This is a genomic window from Streptomyces sp. NPDC020898 (assembly GCF_044333925.1).
GTDB lineage: Bacteria > Actinomycetota > Actinomycetes > Streptomycetales > Streptomycetaceae > Streptomyces.
Map to the genome: position 1 here is coordinate 1,496,534 of NZ_JBIRRV010000001.1, position 17,575 is coordinate 1,514,108.

Sequence of the window (17,575 nt, forward strand, 5' to 3'; positions counted from 1 at the left end):
CCTGCGTCGCGAAAGGCTTCCGGCGGTCGGCAACTCCCAGTCCGCCGTCAATGGGGTCCCGCCGGTAGGCGGCAACGCCTCCTGGCCCGCCGCACAGCCCCGCCCGCTCTCAGTTGCGCAGCCCCGCCCGGTCTCAGGGGAGAAGAGAGACGGAACGCATCTGGCTGCCGCTCGCGCTGCGGCTGCTCCCGGCGTGAGCATTCCTCACCCACTCCCGGCATCGCGCCTGGCTCGCGGCCCAGGCGACCCTGGCCCTGCTGCTCAACCATCTGCTGCTGACCGGCTGGCGAATTGCGACATATTCCATTGGCAACGCCATGGGGCAAAATCACTCGTGCGGCTGAAGGCGTCCCGCATCACCAACAAGAACGCACCCACCCAACTACGTTCCGTCGCATGGTCAGCTCAGCGCATGAGGCGATGCACCAGATCTTCCGGGAGGACCCCGGGCTGTTCGCCCGAGTCCTCCCGAAGGCCGGCATCACCTTCCCCGAACCCACGGCCACCCGACTCGTGGACACCGATCTCACCGAGATCAAGCCCTTGGTCCGCCGCGTGGACACCCTGCTGGAGGTCGAGGTCGATACGGCCGACGGCGGAGGCTATCTGCTCCTCGTGGAGTCCCAGGGCGCACCGGACCCGGACAAGTTCAGCAGCTGGACCTACTACTTGGCACACGCCTACGCCAAGCACAGGCTGCCCCCGGTCCTACTGGTGGTGTGCCAGGACAAGGACACCGCCTCCTGGGCCGCGAACCCGATCCGCATCGGTCTGCCGGTCCACACCACCATGATGGTCTTCCCGATGGTCCTGGGCCCCGACAACGTTCCCGCGATCCTCGACCCGGACGAGGCGGCGGAGGATCTCCCTCTGGCCGTGTTCTCCGCACTCGCCCACGCGAAGGACCCGGCACTCCCTGCGATACTGGACGCACTGGCGACGGCGGTGGACATCGTCGGCGACGATGTCGCGGTGGACTGGGCGGAATTCACTGAAGTCGGCCTGGACAACACCCAGGCCCGCGCACACTGGAGGAAACTGATGGCCATGCGTACCAGTCGCTTCCCCGGCAGCGGCACCATCATCGAGGAAACCCTCATCAAGGGCCAGACGGAGGGCCGCGCTGAGGGCCGCGCCGAGGACATCCTCCGCATCCTCGACGTCCGCGGCATCGACGTCCCCGAAGCCGCCCGCGAACGCATCGCCAACTGCACCGACCTGGACACCCTCGGCACCTGGTTCGACCGGGCCATCACAGCCTCCGACGCGCAGGAACTGTTCCGGGAGGCATAACCCCAGAGCCTCGCCGCCAAGGGCCGCACCGCCGGAGTTCGCCGGTAGTGCGGCCCCGTTCTGTTACGAGTAGCCGATTCCACCCTGCTGCCCCAGGGGTTGGCTCAGATGCGGTGCACAGTGTGCAGGGTGCCGGCATACGTCCCCGTCCCGTCCAACAACGAGGCGCCCCCGAGATCCCCCATCGTGGGCCCGTTGACGGTCTTGCGGCTGGAGAGGAACCTGCGCTTGCCGGCCGCGTCGACACCCAGGTAGATGCCGACGTGGTCGACGGTGGCCGTCGGGTTGTCGTCACCCGAGTCGGCGTTGAAGAGGACCAGGTCACCGGGCTGGAGCAGGGTCGCGGCGGGCGGGTTGGTGCCGTCGGTGCGGTCGATGCGTACGCCAGGGGTGTGGTCGGCCATGTGCCGGGACTTGCGCGGAATACGGAGCCCGGTGGTGTCCTCACCTGCGGCCATCGGAACGCCCAGGTGGTAGCCGTACACCATGCGCGTGTACCCGGAGCAGTCCAGATTGCCGACCTGCCTGCTGGACGGCCCGGTGTGGACGCCGTCGTCGAAGGTCCAGCCGACGTTCATGTACTCGTGGAAGTCGGCGCCCTCGTAGCGGTAACCCTGGGGATCCGGATACCCGTATCCGGCCTCACCCAGCACCTGCCTGCCCTGCGCCGGCCCCGCCCCGGCCGTCACCGCGGGCGCGCCGCCGAGGAACATGGCGGCGTGGGCGAGCGCGTCGGGAGCCGTGGACCCGGCCCACCCGCGTATGACGGTCTCCATCCCCTCGGTCCACGTTCCGTCGAAGGGCTGGGGCAGCACCCGTACCCAGTCGCCGTGCGTGACACTCGGTGGGGCGTCCCAGTTGGCGGCGTCCACCTGGAAACGGCTGACGGCGAGGGTGACCGGCAGGTTGGTGCACCCGGTACCGGCCAGCGCGCGCAGCCCGACCCGCCCCTTGCCGAAGGTGGAGTCGCTGATCTCGACGGCCCACGCGGACGGCTCCGCCGACGCCGAGGCCCACGCCTTGGCCTGGATGACCGCCCTCTCCCGCCGCACCCGGATCGTCCACTGGGTACCTGCGCCCACCCCCGTGGCGAGGGTCACCGGCGACGCCAACTGACTGACGGTGTCGGCGACTTCCTTCTCGACGCGCAGCTGGACGGCGCCCGTGGTGAGGAAGGACAGCCGGGCCCGGTAGTTGTTGTGCGTGTCCTGGTATCCGAAGGACAGCGCGTACGAACACGCCTCCCCCGTGGGCACCTTGTCGAAGGAGGCCACGGAGCGCACATCGGCATCGGTGATCTCGTCGTCCCGCAGACTGGCGTGCCGACTGGCGTTGACCGTGGTCAGGGCGATCCTCCCGGCCCCCGGCACCACCGAGTAGTCGGCGTCGGGGCCCCCGAGCGTCGACCAGCTCCCGCCCCCGGGCGAGGTGCCCCAGTACGCGCGGTCCGCCGCCGGCAGCGTCTGATCCGGCAGGGTGCGCTGGAAGTCGTCCACGAAAAGCCGCTTGTTCTCGGCGAACGTCCGCTGCGGTCCCGGCAGTACGACGGTCCGCGCACCGTGGGTCAGCAGCGCGACCCGCTTGCCGTCGGAGGTGACCTCGGTGCGGGGCGGGGTTCCTGGGAGCACGGTGGCGGTGAGGGGGGTGCTGAGGGTGAGCGTGGCGAAGTAGGAGGCATTCAGCGGGGGCAGGGTCACAGAGGAACGGGCGCCTGTGGCAAGGCCGTTCGGGGTGGCGAGGGGCTGTACGGCCACGGCTGGATCGGCGGCGCGCGCGGGGGTGACGGCCAGGGTGGTGAGGGGGACGGTGGCGGCGGAGGCTGCGATGGCGGCCAGGAGGTGGCGCCGTGAGGTGGTGGTGGGCATGGGGCGCATGATCTCGTAGGGGAGCCGGGCCGGGGAGTTGATTTTCACCAACTCACAACCCCCTTGCCTGGGGACGGCGATGACGACGGGCAGGGCCACGGTCTTCGCGTCGTAGCCGATGGTGCCGTTGGTGTGGATGGCGGCCCGTGCCGAAAGAAAAGGACCCCCGTGAGCCCCTTTCCCCACATCCCGCCCCCGTTTCCGCGCTCACGCCCCCGCAGCAGCCTGCCCCGAAGCCGGCCGGATCTTCCGCAGCGCGAGTCCCATGAACGCCGCGTTGGCCAGAGCAGCCGCCGCGATGCCCACGAGGTAGAGGGCCATGAACGCCCCGTCGCCCGTGCCGTTCAGCGTGCCCTCGGGCAGAAGGGTGTACAGCAGGCTCATCGGGACCGTCAGCACCCACGGCACGACGCCCGCCATGGAGGCGTCGGCGTGGGAGACGAAGAGGGTGTCGACGACGAAGTAGACCGACGCGGCGGCGACCACGGCCAGGTAGACGCGGGAGAGCCAGTTGTCCGTGGCCAGGGTGAGCAGGTTGCGGCTGCGGCGGTTGATGCTCATGGCGTACTCCGGTGAGTGAGTTCCGTAGGGGCAACTCCTGTTGCCGTGCCTTTACGATGCCGCCAGCGCCACTCCCTTGGCATGAGTACACCTACTCATCCGTAACTGAGCTGTACCCGTGCCGAGTTGACCAGCAGAGGTACCGGGAAGATCGCCTCCATGTTTTAGTGACCCTCGTTGTCAATCTTGAGGGGGATACACACCATGGAGACCAACGAAAGCAGCGCGGCGAACAGCAACATGCCCCGCACCCGAAGACTGTTCCTCGGCGGAGCCGCGGCCGGCGTGACGGCCACCGCCCTCTCCGCCACCACGGGAATCGGGGCGGCGCCAGCGAGCGCCGCCGAGGGGGACGCGCCCGAGGTCAACGGCCTCGGGTGGCACGACGTACGCGGTTACGGCGCCGCCGGTGACGGCACCACCGACGACACCCTCGCCATCCAGGCGGCCCTGGACGCCTGCGAGCCCGGCAACACCGTGTACCTGCCGGCGGGTCAGTACCGTACGAGCGCGCCGGTGAAGATACCGCCGTACGTCACACTCCAGGGCACCCATGGTGGCGGCGAGAACGAATGGGGCGCCGTCGACCCCGGGTTCGGTCTGAAGCCGTTGCCGACCTTCGACGGGGATGCCGTCGTCCTCGTGCTCGACAAGCTGACCGGCGGCTACGCCACCAAGTCGGTGGAGGTACGGATCCTCCAACTGACCATCGACGGCAGCGCGTTGCCCGCGGGCGGCGCCGAAGTCGACGGTATCCGTGCCGTCGGACAGGTCCAGCACCTCCAACTGCGGGACGTGCAGGTGCGGAAGGTCACCGGGCACGGCATCAACACCACGTACTCGGCCGAGCCCAACGGGCCGCAGGCGCCGTTCTGTCTGCACTTCGACCGGGTCTCCGTCCTCTGGCCGGGGACCTACGGCATCGCCCTCAACAACTGCACGGACTCGGTCATCCACGATGTGTACGTACTCGGCGGCAACGGCGCCGGCTGGTGGATCGCCGGGACCGGGAACTCGACGTTCACGAGTTGCCGGGCCGAGTGGTCGGCCAAGGAGGGCTTCATCCTGCGGACTTGGCAGGGGATCATCCAGTTCAGCGGCTGCTCCACCGACCGCAACGGCTACGACGGCATCAACGTGGAGAACACCGACGGCAAGGGCATCCTCCAGCTCAGCGGCTGCCGGCTCACCCGCGACGGCCGCAACGGCGGTACGGGCGGGGGCGGTTACGCGGGACTGAAGGTGCGGAACACCAAGGCCAAGGTTCTCGCCGACGGCCTGATCGTCACCGCCGGGAACGACGACGACGGTTCCCAGGGGGCCTCCCCGGCCCGCGGGGTGTCCGCCGGCACCTCGGCCTGCACGGTGGTCACTTCGGGCTTCCTCGACGGCGTGGAGATCGACTGGCACGACAACGGCGGCAACACGGTCTTCCAGAAGGGGGCCACTGTCGTCCTGTCGTAGCCGTGATCAACCGTGGCTGGCTGTGGCTGGAAACCGCCGCAGCACAACCGCCCGGCACATCCCCCGCAAGGTTCGACCCCACCCGGGTCGGGCCTTGCGGCCGTTCGGCGGCCGACCACCGGGCCATCGAGGGCACCTTCACATGCGGGACACAGGTAACACCCCTGTGCCTGAATAGTCTCCCGGATAGGCAACACGCCTTCGATCCACAGGCCGCACACAGAAACAGGCGCGCGTCACTCAGGGCATCCCACTCCCTGGAAACGCCCCCTGGACATCAGCTGAGGTTAGGCTAACCTACCTTTCGAATTGTCCGACGGGCCGAACCGCCCTGTTCGAAAGCAGCCCTCTCATGTCCAACGCCCGTGCCACCCACCTCTCCCGCCGCGGCATCCTCGCCGCAGGCGGCGCCCTCGGCCTCGGGGCCGTCCTCGCCGCCTGTGGGGACGACGACGCGAAAAGCGGTGGCACGGACGCGGACGCGTCGAAGTCCGCCGCGACCCCCGCCGGCCCCTGGACCTTCAAGGACGACCGCGGCACAACCGTCAAGGCCGACAAGGTGCCCTCCAGCATCGTCGCCTTCACCGGTGTCGCCGCCGCGCTCTACGACTACGGCATCGAGGTCAAGGGCGTCTTCGGCCCGACCACGACCAAAGACGGCAAGGCCGACGTCCAGGCCGGCGACATGGACGTCACCAAGGTGACCGTCCTGGGCAACGAGTGGGGCCAGTTCAACATCGAGAAGTACGCGGCCCTGGCCCCGGACCTCCTCGTCACCACGATGTTCGACAGCGCCGGCACCCTCTGGTACGTCCCGGAGGAGTCCAAGGAGAAGATCCTCGGCGTCGGCGCCCCGACCGTCGGTATCTCCGTGTTCGACATCCAGCTGGACCAGCCGCTGGCCCGCATGCTGGAGCTGGCCAAGACCCTCGGCGCCGACACCGCCTCCGCCAAGATCACCGCCGCGAAGAAGGCCTTCGAGGACGCCGCCGCCCGCCTGCGCGCGGCCACCAAGGCCAAGCCGGACATCAAGGTGCTGGTCGGTTCCGCGAGCCAGGACATCTTCTACGTCTCCGGCTCCAACCTCTCCGTCGACCTGGAGTACTTCAAGGCCCTCGGCGTGAACTTCGTCGAGCCCTCCGCCGACGTCCTGAAGGCGAGCGGCGGCTGGTACGAGAACCTGAGCTGGGAGAACGTCGACAAGTACAAGGCCGACGTCATCATCATGGACAACCGCACGTCGGCGATCCAGCCCGCGGACATCACCGAGGCGACCTGGAAGCAGTTGCCCGCGGTGAAGGCGGGGCAGGTGATCGCGCGTAATCCCGAGCCGATCCTGTCCTACGACAAGTGCACGCCGCTTCTCACCGGCCTCGCGGAGGCGATCGAGAACGCGAAGAAGGTCAGTTAGGAGCTAGGCACTCCGCCGGAAGTGGGGAACTGCGGGCCCGTTGTGGCTGATCGCGCAGTTCCCCGCGCCCCTTTGGGGGCGCGTTATCGCGTCCCCTGACATCACATCAGGAGTCCGAATGACTACCGCCGTTGCCGTCCCCTTCCGGTTTTTCGCTCTCCACGTCGTTCGCACCGCGCCGCTCGGCCCATCCCTCGTGCGCGTCACCTTCGGTGGGGACGATCTGGCCGCCTTCGTCTCCGACGGGTGCGACCAGAGCCTCTCCCTCTTTCTCCCCCACCCGGGGCAGGACGCCCCCGCCGTGCCCATCGAGCTGGGCGACGGATGGTGGCAGGGGTGGCGTGAACTCCCGGACGACGTACGGGCGGTGATGCGCTCGTACACGCTTCGCGCGCTGCGCCGGGACGACCGGGGCCGTACGACGGAGATCGACATCGACTTCGTCCTGCACGGCGTCGAACCGGGCGCCGCCGCCCCCGCCGGTCCGGCCTCGCTCTGGGCCTCCCGGGCCGGCGCCGGTGACCGCGTCCTTCTCCTCGGACCGGCGATCGCCGACAACCGCGCGATTCGCTTCCGCCCGCCGGCCGGCACCGATCTCGTCGTCATCTGGGCCGACGAGACCGCCGTACCGGCCGCCTCCGCGATCCTCGAATCACTGCCCGCCGGCACCCGGGCCCAGGTCTGGCTGGAGGCCGGGCACGCCGGTGACATCCAGGATCTCGTGACCGCCGCCGACGCCGAGATCACCTGGCTCGTGCGCGGCGAGGGCACCGGCCCCACCGCCCTGGAGGAGATCCGGGCCGCCCAACTCCCGCCCGCGGAGCGGCCGTACGCCTGGATCGCGGGTGAGTCGTCCGCCGTGAAGGAGTTGCGCCGGCATCTCGTGGGCGAGCGCGGAATCGACCGTCGGGCCGTCACCTTCGTCGGCTACTGGCGGCGCGGACTCAGCGAGGAGCAGTTGCGCGAGCAGCCGGAATGATCCCGCGAAGGCGCAGATCACAGCCGTGACCGACGGGACAGGAGTTCACACAGAAACTTAGGTTAGGCTAACCTAAGTTCGAACGTTCGACCTGTCGAACTCGCATGCCCCCTCTCTGTCCCCCCGGAGGCTCCCCCTATGCGCTCGCACCTGCTCAATGACACGACCGCGGAGCGGTACCGCCGCTCCGTGACCGAAGGAGTCGAGCGGGTGGCGGCAAAACTCGCCACCACGGACCGTCCGTTCACCGGCGTCACGGCCGACGCCCTCGCCCCCCACATCGACCGGATCGACCTGGACCAGCCCCTCCTCGACGAGGCCGCCGCCCTGGACGAGCTCGAAGAGGTCTACCTGCGCGACGCCGTGTACTTCCACCACCCGCGCTACCTCGCCCACCTCAACTGCCCGGTCGTCATACCGGCGGTGCTCGGAGAGGCGATACTCTCCGCCGTCAACTCCTCCCTCGACACCTGGGACCAGTCGGCCGGCGGCACCCTCATCGAGCGCAAACTGATCGACTGGACCAACGAGCGCATCGGCCTCGGTCCCGCCGCCGACGGCATCTTCACCAGCGGCGGCAGCCAGTCCAACCTCCAGGCGCTGCTGCTGGCCCGCGAGGAGGCGAAGCCGGGGCGGGACGGGTGGCAGTACCCCGAATCCCTCGCCAAACTGCGTGTCTTCGCCTCCGACGTCAGCCACTTCAGCGTGAAGAAGTCCGCGAAACTGCTCGGTCTGAGCCCCGACTCGGTCGTGTCGATCCCCGTCGACCACGACAAGCGAATGCAGACCGTCGCCCTCGCCCACGAGCTGGAGAAGTGCCGGCGCGACGGGTTCGTGCCCATGGCCGTCGTCGCCACCGCCGGCACCACCGACTTCGGTTCGATCGACCCGTTGCCGGAGATCGCCGAACTCTGCTCCCAGTACGGGACATGGATGCACGTCGACGCCGCCTACGGCTGCGGACTGCTCGCCTCGGTCAGGCGCCGTGACCTCCTCACCGGCATCGAGCGCGCCGACTCGGTCACCGTTGACTACCACAAGTCCTTCTTCCAGCCGGTGAGTTCGAGCGCCGTCCTGGTCCGCGACGCGGCCACGCTCCGCCACGCCACCTACCACGCGGAGTACCTCAACCCGCGCCGCATGGTGCAGGAGCGCATCCCCAACCAGGTCGACAAGTCCCTCCAGACGACCCGCCGCTTCGACGCCCTCAAGCTGTGGATGACCCTGCGGGTGATGGGCGCCGACGGTATCGGCGAACTCTTCGACGAGGTCTGCGACCTGGCCCAGGAGGGCTGGGAGCTGCTCGCCGCCGACCCGCGCTACGACGTCGTCGTCGAGCCCTCCCTCTCCACCCTCGTCTTCCGTTACATCCCGGCCGCCGTCACCGACCCCTCGGAGATCGACCGCGCCAACCTGTACGCCCGCAAGGCCCTGTTCGCCTCCGGTGCCGCCGTGGTCGCGGGGACGAAGGTCGGCGCGCGCCACTACCTCAAGTTCACCCTGCTCAACCCCGAGACCACGACGGACGACATCGCCGCCGTACTGGACCTGATCGCCGGCCATGCCGAGCAGTACCTGGGAGATTCCGTTGACCGCGTCGCTTCCGTCGCCTCCGTCGCGTCCTGAAGCCGCAGCCATGAACAGGACCGAAGCAGTGCACAAGACCTACGACTTCATCGGGATCGGTCTCGGCCCCTTCAACCTCGGCCTCGCCTGCCTCACCGAGCCGATCGACGAACTCGACGGCCTCTTCCTGGAGTCGAAGCCCGACTTCGCGTGGCACTCGGGGATGTTCCTCGACGGCGCCCACCTCCAGACCCCGTTCATGTCGGACCTCGTCACCCTCGCAGACCCGACCTCCCCGTACTCCTTCCTCAACTACCTGAAGGAATCGGGCCGTCTCTACTCGTTCTACATCCGCGAGAACTTCTACCCCCTGCGCGTCGAGTACGACGACTACTGCCGCTGGGCCGCCAACAGGCTGACCAGCGTGCGCTTCGACACGACAGTCCAGGAAGTGACGTACGAGGATGACGTGTACGTCGTCCGCACGGTCGCCGGTGACGTCCACCGGGCGCGCAAGCTCGTGCTCGGCACCGGCACTCCCCCGTACGTCCCGGACGCGTGTGCGGACCTGGACGGCGACCTCATCCACAACTCCCAATACATGCAGCACAAGCGGGAGTTGCAGGCCAAGGAGTCGATCACGCTCGTCGGCAGTGGTCAGTCCGCCGCCGAGATCTACTACGACCTCCTCAGCGAGATCGACGTCCACGGCTACCGGCTCAACTGGGTGACGCGGTCCCCCCGCTTCTTCCCGCTCGAATACACCAAGCTGACCCTGGAGATGACCTCCCCGGAGTACATCGACTACTTCCGCGCGCTGCCCGAGCGGACCCGCTACCGCCTCACGCAGGAGCAGAAGGGCCTGTTCAAGGGCATCGACGGCGAGCTCATCAACGAGATCTTCGACCTGCTCTACCGGAAGAACCTCGGCGGGCCCGTCCCCACCCGTCTGCTCACCAACTCCGCGCTGAACTCGGTGAGTTACGAGACCGGGAGCGGAAACGAGAACGGGACGTACACGCTCGGCCTGCGCCAGGAGGAGCAGGAGAAGGACTACACGCTGGACACCCAGGGTCTGATCCTCGCCACCGGCTACAAGTACGCCGAGCCGGAGTTCCTCAAGCCCGTGCGCGACCGGCTGCGTTACGACTCCCAGGGCAACTTCGACATCGCCCGCAACTACGCGATCGACACCACCGGACGCGGCGTCTTCCTCCAGAACGCCGGCGTCCACACCCACTCGATCACGTCGCCCGACCTGGGCATGGGCGCGTACCGCAACAGTTTCATCATCGGCGAGCTGCTCGGCAGCGAGTACTACCCGGTCGAAAAGGCCATCGCCTTCCAGGAGTTCGCCGTATGAGCACCTCAACCGGCACATCAACTGCCCTCGGTGGCTTCACCGTTCGCGCGCTCGACCCGCTCCAGGACGCCGAGCTTCTGCACACCTGGGTCACGCATCCCAAGGCGGCCTACTGGATGATGCAGGACGCCAGACCGGAAGACGTCGAGCGCGCCTACATGGAGGTCGCCGCCGACGAGCACCACCACGCGCTCCTCGGTCTCCACGACGGCGTACCCGCCTTCCTGATGGAGCAGTACGACCCCGCACACCGCGAACTGGTCGGCCTGTACGACCCCGAGCCCGGCGACGTCGGCATGCACTTCCTGGTGCCGTCGACCGACACGCCCGTGCCCGGGTTCACCAGAGCCGTCATCACGGCCGTGATGGCCCACCTCTTCGAGGACCCGCGCACCGCCCGCGTCGTCGTCGAGCCGGACGTCCGCAACAAGGCCGTGCACGCCCTGAACGAAGCCGTCGGGTTCGTGCCCGAGCGCGCGATACAGAAGCCGGAGAAAAAGGCGTTGCTGAGTTTCTGCACCCGCGAGCAGTTCGAGAAGGCGGTGTCCGTATGAGCCTCGCCGACGCCACGGCCCATCTCTCCCCCGAGCGCTGGGAGCAGGCCAACCGTGTCCTCATCCGCAAGGCCCTCGCCGAGTTCGCGCACGAGCGGCTCATCGCCCCGGAGGCGACGGAGGACGGCGACCAGTACGTCGTCCGCAGCGACGACGGCCTGACCCGCTACCGCTTCACCGCCGCCCGGCACGCCCTCGACCACTGGCAGGTCGACGCCGACTCCATCACCCGGCACCGTGACGGGGCCGAACTCCCGCTCTCCGCCCTCGACTTCTTCATCGAGTCGAAGAAAACACTCGGCCTGAGCGACGAGGTCATCCCCGTCTACCTGGAGGAGATCTCCTCCACTCTCTCCGGCACCTGCTACAAGCTCACCAAGCCTCAGGTCCCGGTCGCCGAGCTGACGAAAAGCGGCTTCCAGGCGATCGAGACCGGGATGACCGAGGGCCACCCCTGCTTCGTCGCCAACAACGGGCGGCTCGGCTTCGGCGTGCACGAGTACCTCTCCTACGCGCCCGAGACCGCGAACCCGGTCCGCCTGGTGTGGCTGGCCGCCCACCGCTCGCGCGCCGCGTTCACCGCGGGCGTCGGCATCGAGTACGAGGCCTTCCTGCGCGAGGAGTTGGGCCAGGAGACGGTCGTCCGCTTCCGTACGAAGCTCAGCGACCAGGGCCTGGACCCCGCCCAGTACCTCTTCATCCCGGTGCACCCCTGGCAGTGGTGGAACAAGCTCAGCGTCACCTTCGCCGCCGAGGTCGCCCAGAAGAACCTGGTCTGCCTGGGCGAGGGCGACGACGAGTACCTCGCCCAGCAGTCCATCCGGACCTTCTTCAACCGGTCCAACCCTGAGAAGCACTACGTCAAAACGGCTCTCTCGGTCCTCAACATGGGCTTCATGCGCGGGCTTTCAGCCGCGTACATGGAGGCGACCCCGGCCATCAACGACTGGCTCGCCCAACTCATCGACAACGACCCGGTGTTGAAGTCGACGGGCCTGTCGATCATCCGCGAGCGCGCGGCCGTCGGCTACCGCCACCTGGAGTACGAGGCCGCCACCGACCGCTACTCCCCGTACCGCAAAATGCTGGCGGCGCTCTGGCGCGAGAGCCCCGTGTCGTCCCTGGGCGACGGCGAAGCGCTGGCCACCATGGCCTCGCTCGTCCACGTCGACCACGAGGGCCGGTCCTTCGCCGCGGCGCTCATCGAGCAGTCGGGTCTGCCGCCGAAGGAGTGGCTGCGCGGCTACCTCCGCGCCTACTTCACCCCACTCCTGCACAGCTTCTACGCCTACGACCTGGTCTACATGCCGCACGGCGAGAACGTGATCCTCGTCCTCAAGGACGGCACGGTCCAGCGCGCGATCTACAAGGACATCGCCGAGGAGATCGCCGTCATGGACCCGGACGCGGTACTCCCGCCGACGGTCGAGCGACTGCGCGTGGAGGTACCGGAGGAGAAGAAGCTCCTGTCCATCTTCACGGACGTCTTCGACTGCTTCTTCCGCTTCCTCGCCGCGAACCTCGCCTCCGAGGGCGTCCTGGAGGAGGACGACTTCTGGCGTACGGTCGCCGACACCGTCCGCGACTACCAGGAGTCCGCCCCCGAACTCGCCGACAAGTTCCGGCAGTACGACATGTTCGCGCCCGAGTTCTCCCTGTCCTGCCTCAACCGCCTCCAACTGCGCAACAACCAGCAGATGGTGGACCTCGCCGACCCGGCCGGCGCCCTCCAACTCGTCGGCAACCTCAAAAACCCCATCGCGGGCCGGTAACACCCCTCCCCCATACCGGCGGGCACCTCGGAGTACGGTCCCCCGAGGTGCCCGCCCTCATTCGCGCCCCAAAGGGGCGCGGGGAACTGCGCGACCAGCCCCCACCGGGCCCGCGGCCAACGAACCGCCTATCCCGCGGAGTGCCTAACGTGCAGGCCAAGGCACGTGAGGCGCCCGGAAGTACCCGATCCCCAACGCCTCCCACCGCTCAGCCTGCGCAGCCAACCGCACCCGGTAGTCCTCCCAGTCGTGCGTCGAGGCCGACGACCAGCCCAGCTCCGCCACCCCCGGCAGCCTCGGGAACGCCATGTACTCGATGTCGGCCGAGGTCACGATCGTCTCGCTCCACAGCGGCGCCTCGACCCCCCGGATCGCCGAACTCGGCGCCCCCGGCAGATAGGTGCCCGGGTCCCAGTCGTACGACCGCCGTACGTCGACGTATCCCGCCCAGTCGAGCCCGAGCGGGGTGTCCCTGTCGTACTTCATGTCGAGGTACACCCGGTCGGCGGGCGACAGCACCACCCCCGTACCGCCCCGGGCGGCAGCGGCGACCCGTTCCTTCTCCTCCGCACCGGTACTGTCCAGCCCCCAGTACTGCGCGACCGCGCCCTTCGCCGGCGTGGCCGCGGTCAGCTGATGCCAACCGACCACCGTCTTCCCGTACTTGGCGACCACCGGCTGGACCCGGTCCATGAACGCGACGTACTCCTCATGGCTGGTGGAGTGCGCCTCGTCGCCGCCGATGTGGAGATACCTGCCCGGGGTGATCGCGGCGAGCTCCCGGATCACGTCGTCGACGAAGTCGTACGTGAGGTCCTTCGGCACGCACAGCGAGCTGAAGCCGACGTCCGTGCCCGTGTACAGCGGGGGTGCCACGCCGTCGCAGTTCAGGTCGGCGTAGGAGGCGAGGGCCGCGTTGGTGTGGCCCGGCATGTCGATCTCGGGGACGATCTCGACGTACCGGGAGGCCGCGTACCGCACGATCTCCCGGTAGTCGGCCTTGGTGTAGAAGCCGCCGGTCCCGCCGCCGACCTGGGTCGAGCCGCCGTACGTGGCGAGGCGGGGCCAGGAGTCGATGGCGATGCGCCAGCCCTGGTCGTCGCTGAGGTGGAGGTGCAGCTTGTTGAGCTTGTACAGCGCCAACTGGTCGACGTACCGCTTCACTTGACCGACGGTGAAGAAGTGTCGGGAGACGTCCAGCATCGCGCCGCGCCAGCCGTAGCGCGGGCTGTCCTCGATCCTGCCGCCCGCGACCAGCCAGGGGCCGGGCTGTACGGAGTCCATCTCCACCGCCGGTGGGAGGAGTTGGCGCAGGGTCTGGACGCCGTGGAAGAGACCGGCGGGCCCGGAGGCCGTGATGGTGACGCCGCTGCTGCCGCCGGTCAGCCGGTAACCCTCCGCGCCCAACCCCTTGGCGCCCAGACGGAGTTGAAGTCCGCCGTCACCCCGCGTGGTGACCGGGAGCCGGTAGCCGGTGGAGGGCCGCAGGATGTCCGCGAGGTACTCGCCGGCCTCTCGGGCCCCGCGCGAGCCGTCGACCCGGATGCGGGTGGAGTCGGTGATGCGGTAGGGGGAGCCGCCCGGTTGGACCGAGGCGGGGGCCGGGACGACCCGGCTCATGGGGGTCGCGGTCCCGGCGGGTGCCGCGCCGGTGAGGGAGATACCTGCTGCGGCCACGAGCAGCAGCGTACTGAGAAGGCGGGGCGTTCTGTGGTTGCGGTGTCTCACATGCGCTCCCTTCGGATTGGTAGAGACCACCCTCCCGTATCGCCGGTGGAACAATCACTGTCATGGCGGAAATCATCCAGAAGGACGGAACGTGGGTCTTCGACGGCGACGCCCTCCGGCTGACTCCCGGACGCGACAAGAACGTCAGCCTGCTCCGCAAGGCCCTGGGCGAACTCGCCGTCCCCCTCCACGCGTTGGCCGGTGTCTCCTTCGAGCAGGGCAGAAAGTCGGGGCGCCTCAGGCTCCGGCTGCGGGACGGCGCCGACCCGCTGCTCCAGGCGACCGGTGGCAAGCTGGCGGAGCCCAACGACCCGTATCAGCTGAACGTCGAGTCCGACCGGTACGGCGTCGCCGAGTACTTCGTGGACGAGGTCCGCAACGGGCTGCTGCTGGACGAGGTGCCGTCCGGCGCCGTGGACCGTTATCTGCTGGCCGGCCCCGCCGTACCGCTGTCCGTGTCGGCCGGGGACGGCACCGCGACCTTCGACGGTGAGCACATCCGGCTGGAGTGGAACTGGAAGACGGAGGACGCGAAGGCCGCCGCCGGGCCCCGTTCCCTGGCCGTCGCCGACATCGCGGCCGTGGAGTGGCATCCGGCGGTGGGCCTGGAGAACGGCTACCTGCGCTTCAGCGTGCGGCACGCGCCCACCAAGGCCCCGCCGAAGTACGACCCCAACTCCGTCGAGCTGTGGGGATTCAAGAAGGACCCGCTGATGGCGTTGGTCGCGGCGGCCGTCCAGGCCCGCCTGCCGCATCCGACGGCGCCCATGACGGACGTACCGCCGCAGCGGCAGCAGGAGATCGCGGCCCCCGTGCAGGACAGCGTGCCCGTCGAACACGACCACGACGCCCAGCTTCGCCGCCTGCGCGAACTGGGTGAGCTGCACCAGACGGGCGTCCTCACGGACGACGAGTTCGCACTCGCCAAACAGGCGGTCCTCAAGCGCATGTAGGAACACGCGCCGGAGAACCGCCTGTTGGTGTCGCTCGTACGCCCTGCCTTCGGGGCATACGCGCACGCTCAGCGTACGCGGCGCGCGACCGTGAAGCGGTCGACCTCCTCGCCGGTCTCCGCGATGCCCCGCACCGTCAGCGTGGCGAGGCGGCCCCGCGACGCGGGGGTGACGTCGACGCGGAGGAAGGAGTAGTCGAGGTAGCGCACGCGCGACCAGGTGACCGTCTCGTCGACCTTGCCGTCCTTGGTGTTGATGAAGGAGGCCACGGAGTCGACCTCGTTCTCGTGGCCCTCGTAGGAGAGCGGGGCGGTGAACGCGTACAGGCTGCGGCCGGCCGCGCCCGCCGTCACGTACACGACGCCCTCGGTCTCCGGGTACGAAGTGCCGCCGATCGGGAGCTTCTTGGTGACGGCGCCGCCCTTGATGACATCCGTGCGCTCGTACTGGTGGTTGTGGCCGTTGATGACCAGGTCGACCGTGTACTTCTCGAACAACGGCACCCACTCCTGGCGCACGCCCCCCTCCGAGGCGTGCGCGGTGGAGGTGCAGTAGGCGCAGTGGTGGAAGAAGACGACGACGAAGTCGATGTCGTGTGCGGCGCGGTACTTCTTGAGCTGCGCCTCCAGCCACGTGGTCTGCGTGCCGCCGGAGATCCCCAGGTTGGCCGGGATCTCGAAGGAGATGTCGTTGGCGTCGAGCGAGATGACCGCCGTGTTGCCGTAGACGAAGGAGTACACGCCCGGAAGGTTCTTCTTGTCCGGGCCGTTGTCGGGGAGGTTCCAGCGGGCGTCCTCGCCGCCGTAGCCGTTGGGCGAGTACCAGGCCTCCATGTCGTGGTTGCCGTAAGCCGGCATCCACGGGACGGACTTGGCGACGGACTCGGTCTGCGCGAGGAACTGGTCCCACACGCGGGAGTCGAAGCCCGTGTCGGAGGCCTTGCCCTGGCCGGCCGGGTCGCCGTACGCGATGTCACCGGCGTGCAGATGGAAGGCCGGGTTCTGGCCGAGGAGCAGGCTGTTGTTGGCGAGCGCGTGGTAGCTGACGCCCTCGTCGCCGAAGGCCGTGAAGGTGAACGGCTTCTTGTGGTCGGGGGCGGTGGTGAAGGTGCCGAGCGTGCCCAGCAGATGCGCCTCGGCCGGGTCGAAGCCGGCGTGGCCGACGCCGTAGTAGTACGTCCTGCCGGGGCGCAGATGGGTCAGCTCGGCGTGCAGGTAGTACTGGGTGTGGTCGCCGCTGGCACCGACCCCGGCCGGGGTGTAGAGGGTGCGGACCTCGGCCTCGATCTTGCGGGAGAGGTCCCAGGGGTGGGCGCCGACCCGGATGAACGGCTTCTTCACCGCGACCGGGACCTGCCAGGAGACGGTGATCTCCGTGCGCGGGTCGTTGCCCCAGGCGAGGTGCCGCCCGAAGGGCGCGACGAGCGCGCCGTCGACCTTCTCGGCGGTGACCGCCGTCCGGGTGGGTACGGCGGCCTGGGCGACGGCGCCCGGGACGAACGCACCGCCCGCGACGGCACCAAGGGTGACGGCGCCGCTTCTGATCATCGTGCGCCGCGAGAACGTGGCGCGAAGGTACTCGTGCTGCTCGGCCATGCTCATGCGCCCGGCGAGCTGCTCGGGTACGCCCATGCGAGGAGTGTCCATGGCTGAAAAAGGTGCTCTGGGCAGCCATCGGTACGCAGGACACAGGGTGAACAGGCCCCGAACAGGGTCCCATAAGTGTTTCAACAGCCCGTTGCCCGAAATCGGGCAGGATTCTTGCGATTGCCAGCGCTTTACCTCAGGATCGTCGGGTGCACGACGACCTTGTTGATCACCTGACGCGATCCACGCCCCTGTCGCGGGGCGAGGCTCTGCGGGTGGTTCAGGACGTTCTCGCCTACTTCGACGAGACAATCGAGGATTATGTCCGTCGCCGCCACCGTGAACTCCAGGGCCAGGGCCTGGTGAACGCGACGATCTTCGAACGGATCGAGGCGGACCTGAAATACCGCGCGGTCGCACCACCGGAGCTCACCCTCCGCCAACTGCGCCGCATCGTCTACGGCTAGGGACCAGGTACTC

The 17,575-nt window shown here is 68.6% G+C and carries 14 protein-coding genes and 1 pseudogene; 11 read left to right on the top strand and 4 right to left on the bottom strand.

Features of this window, described 5'->3' with window-relative positions; translation table 11 throughout:
• Positions 1–140: 140 nt before the first annotated feature.
• A pseudogene (locus ACH4TV_RS06535) lies at positions 141–344 on the top strand (hypothetical protein); the annotation flags it as partial.
• A 52-nt stretch (positions 345–396) separates the two neighbouring features.
• Positions 397–1,293 carry a hypothetical protein gene (locus ACH4TV_RS06540; RefSeq protein WP_398394804.1) on the top strand — a complete coding sequence of 299 codons (897 nt, stop codon included), beginning with the start codon at positions 397–399 and terminating at the stop codon, positions 1,291–1,293.
• 104 nt (positions 1,294–1,397) lie between these two features.
• Here ACH4TV_RS06540 and ACH4TV_RS06545 read toward each other — a convergent pair whose 3' ends face one another.
• Positions 1,398–3,344, bottom strand: a complete 1,947-nt coding sequence (locus ACH4TV_RS06545; RefSeq protein WP_398394805.1) for an NlpC/P60 family protein — start codon at positions 3,342–3,344, stop codon at positions 1,398–1,400.
• Positions 3,345–3,365: 21 nt separating this feature from the next.
• The gene (locus ACH4TV_RS06550) at positions 3,366–3,719 is read right to left on the bottom strand and encodes an SCO4225 family membrane protein (RefSeq protein WP_398394807.1); all 354 of its coding nucleotides are present in this window, start codon (positions 3,717–3,719) and stop codon (positions 3,366–3,368) included.
• A gap of 204 nt (positions 3,720–3,923) precedes the next feature.
• On the opposite strand from ACH4TV_RS06550, the gene ACH4TV_RS06555 reads away from it, so the two are divergent.
• The 7 genes from ACH4TV_RS06555 (at position 3,924) to ACH4TV_RS06585 (ending at position 12,828) form a co-directional block, all read left to right on the top strand.
• Complete coding sequence (locus tag ACH4TV_RS06555) at positions 3,924–5,183, top strand: glycosyl hydrolase family 28-related protein (protein WP_398394809.1); 1,260 nt, start codon at positions 3,924–3,926, stop codon at positions 5,181–5,183.
• A 352-nt stretch (positions 5,184–5,535) separates the two neighbouring features.
• Complete coding sequence (locus ACH4TV_RS06560) at positions 5,536–6,594, top strand: ABC transporter substrate-binding protein (RefSeq protein WP_398394811.1); 1,059 nt, start codon at positions 5,536–5,538, stop codon at positions 6,592–6,594.
• A 118-nt stretch (positions 6,595–6,712) separates the two neighbouring features.
• Positions 6,713–7,573 carry a siderophore-interacting protein gene (locus ACH4TV_RS06565; protein ID WP_398394813.1) on the top strand — a complete coding sequence of 287 codons (861 nt, stop codon included), beginning with the start codon at positions 6,713–6,715 and terminating at the stop codon, positions 7,571–7,573.
• Between the two features lie 138 nt (positions 7,574–7,711).
• Positions 7,712–9,199 (top strand): lysine decarboxylase DesA, encoded by a 1,488-nt coding sequence (gene desA, locus ACH4TV_RS06570; RefSeq protein WP_398394815.1) that lies wholly within the window; start codon positions 7,712–7,714, stop codon positions 9,197–9,199.
• Between the two features lie 10 nt (positions 9,200–9,209).
• Positions 9,210–10,502: a lysine N(6)-hydroxylase/L-ornithine N(5)-oxygenase family protein gene (locus tag ACH4TV_RS06575; protein ID WP_398394817.1), complete on the top strand. Its 1,293-nt coding sequence runs from the start codon at positions 9,210–9,212 to the stop codon at positions 10,500–10,502.
• Positions 10,499–11,056 carry a GNAT family N-acetyltransferase gene (locus ACH4TV_RS06580; protein WP_398394819.1) on the top strand — a complete coding sequence of 186 codons (558 nt, stop codon included), beginning with the start codon at positions 10,499–10,501 and terminating at the stop codon, positions 11,054–11,056. The genes ACH4TV_RS06575 and ACH4TV_RS06580 overlap by 4 nt, the downstream gene beginning before the upstream one ends.
• Complete coding sequence (locus ACH4TV_RS06585) at positions 11,053–12,828, top strand: IucA/IucC family protein (protein ID WP_398394821.1); 1,776 nt, start codon at positions 11,053–11,055, stop codon at positions 12,826–12,828. The genes ACH4TV_RS06580 and ACH4TV_RS06585 overlap by 4 nt, the downstream gene beginning before the upstream one ends.
• 144 nt (positions 12,829–12,972) lie before the next feature.
• On the opposite strand, the gene ACH4TV_RS06590 is transcribed toward ACH4TV_RS06585, so the two are convergent.
• On the bottom strand, positions 12,973–14,505 hold the full coding sequence (locus tag ACH4TV_RS06590) for a beta-N-acetylhexosaminidase (RefSeq protein WP_398394823.1): 1,533 nt from the start codon (positions 14,503–14,505) through the stop codon (positions 12,973–12,975).
• A gap of 113 nt (positions 14,506–14,618) precedes the next feature.
• Here ACH4TV_RS06590 and ACH4TV_RS06595 point away from each other — a divergent pair, with 113 nt between their 5' ends.
• Complete coding sequence (locus tag ACH4TV_RS06595) at positions 14,619–15,509, top strand: DUF4429 domain-containing protein (RefSeq protein WP_398394826.1); 891 nt, start codon at positions 14,619–14,621, stop codon at positions 15,507–15,509.
• Between the two features lie 68 nt (positions 15,510–15,577).
• Here the strand turns inward: ACH4TV_RS06595 and ACH4TV_RS06600 are convergent, their stop codons facing one another.
• Positions 15,578–17,140, bottom strand: a complete 1,563-nt coding sequence (locus tag ACH4TV_RS06600; protein WP_398395396.1) for a purple acid phosphatase family protein — start codon at positions 17,138–17,140, stop codon at positions 15,578–15,580.
• A gap of 164 nt (positions 17,141–17,304) precedes the next feature.
• Here ACH4TV_RS06600 and ACH4TV_RS06605 point away from each other — a divergent pair, with 164 nt between their 5' ends.
• Positions 17,305–17,562: a hypothetical protein gene (locus ACH4TV_RS06605; RefSeq protein ID WP_398394828.1), complete on the top strand. Its 258-nt coding sequence runs from the start codon at positions 17,305–17,307 to the stop codon at positions 17,560–17,562.
• Positions 17,563–17,575: the final 13 nt, after the last annotated feature.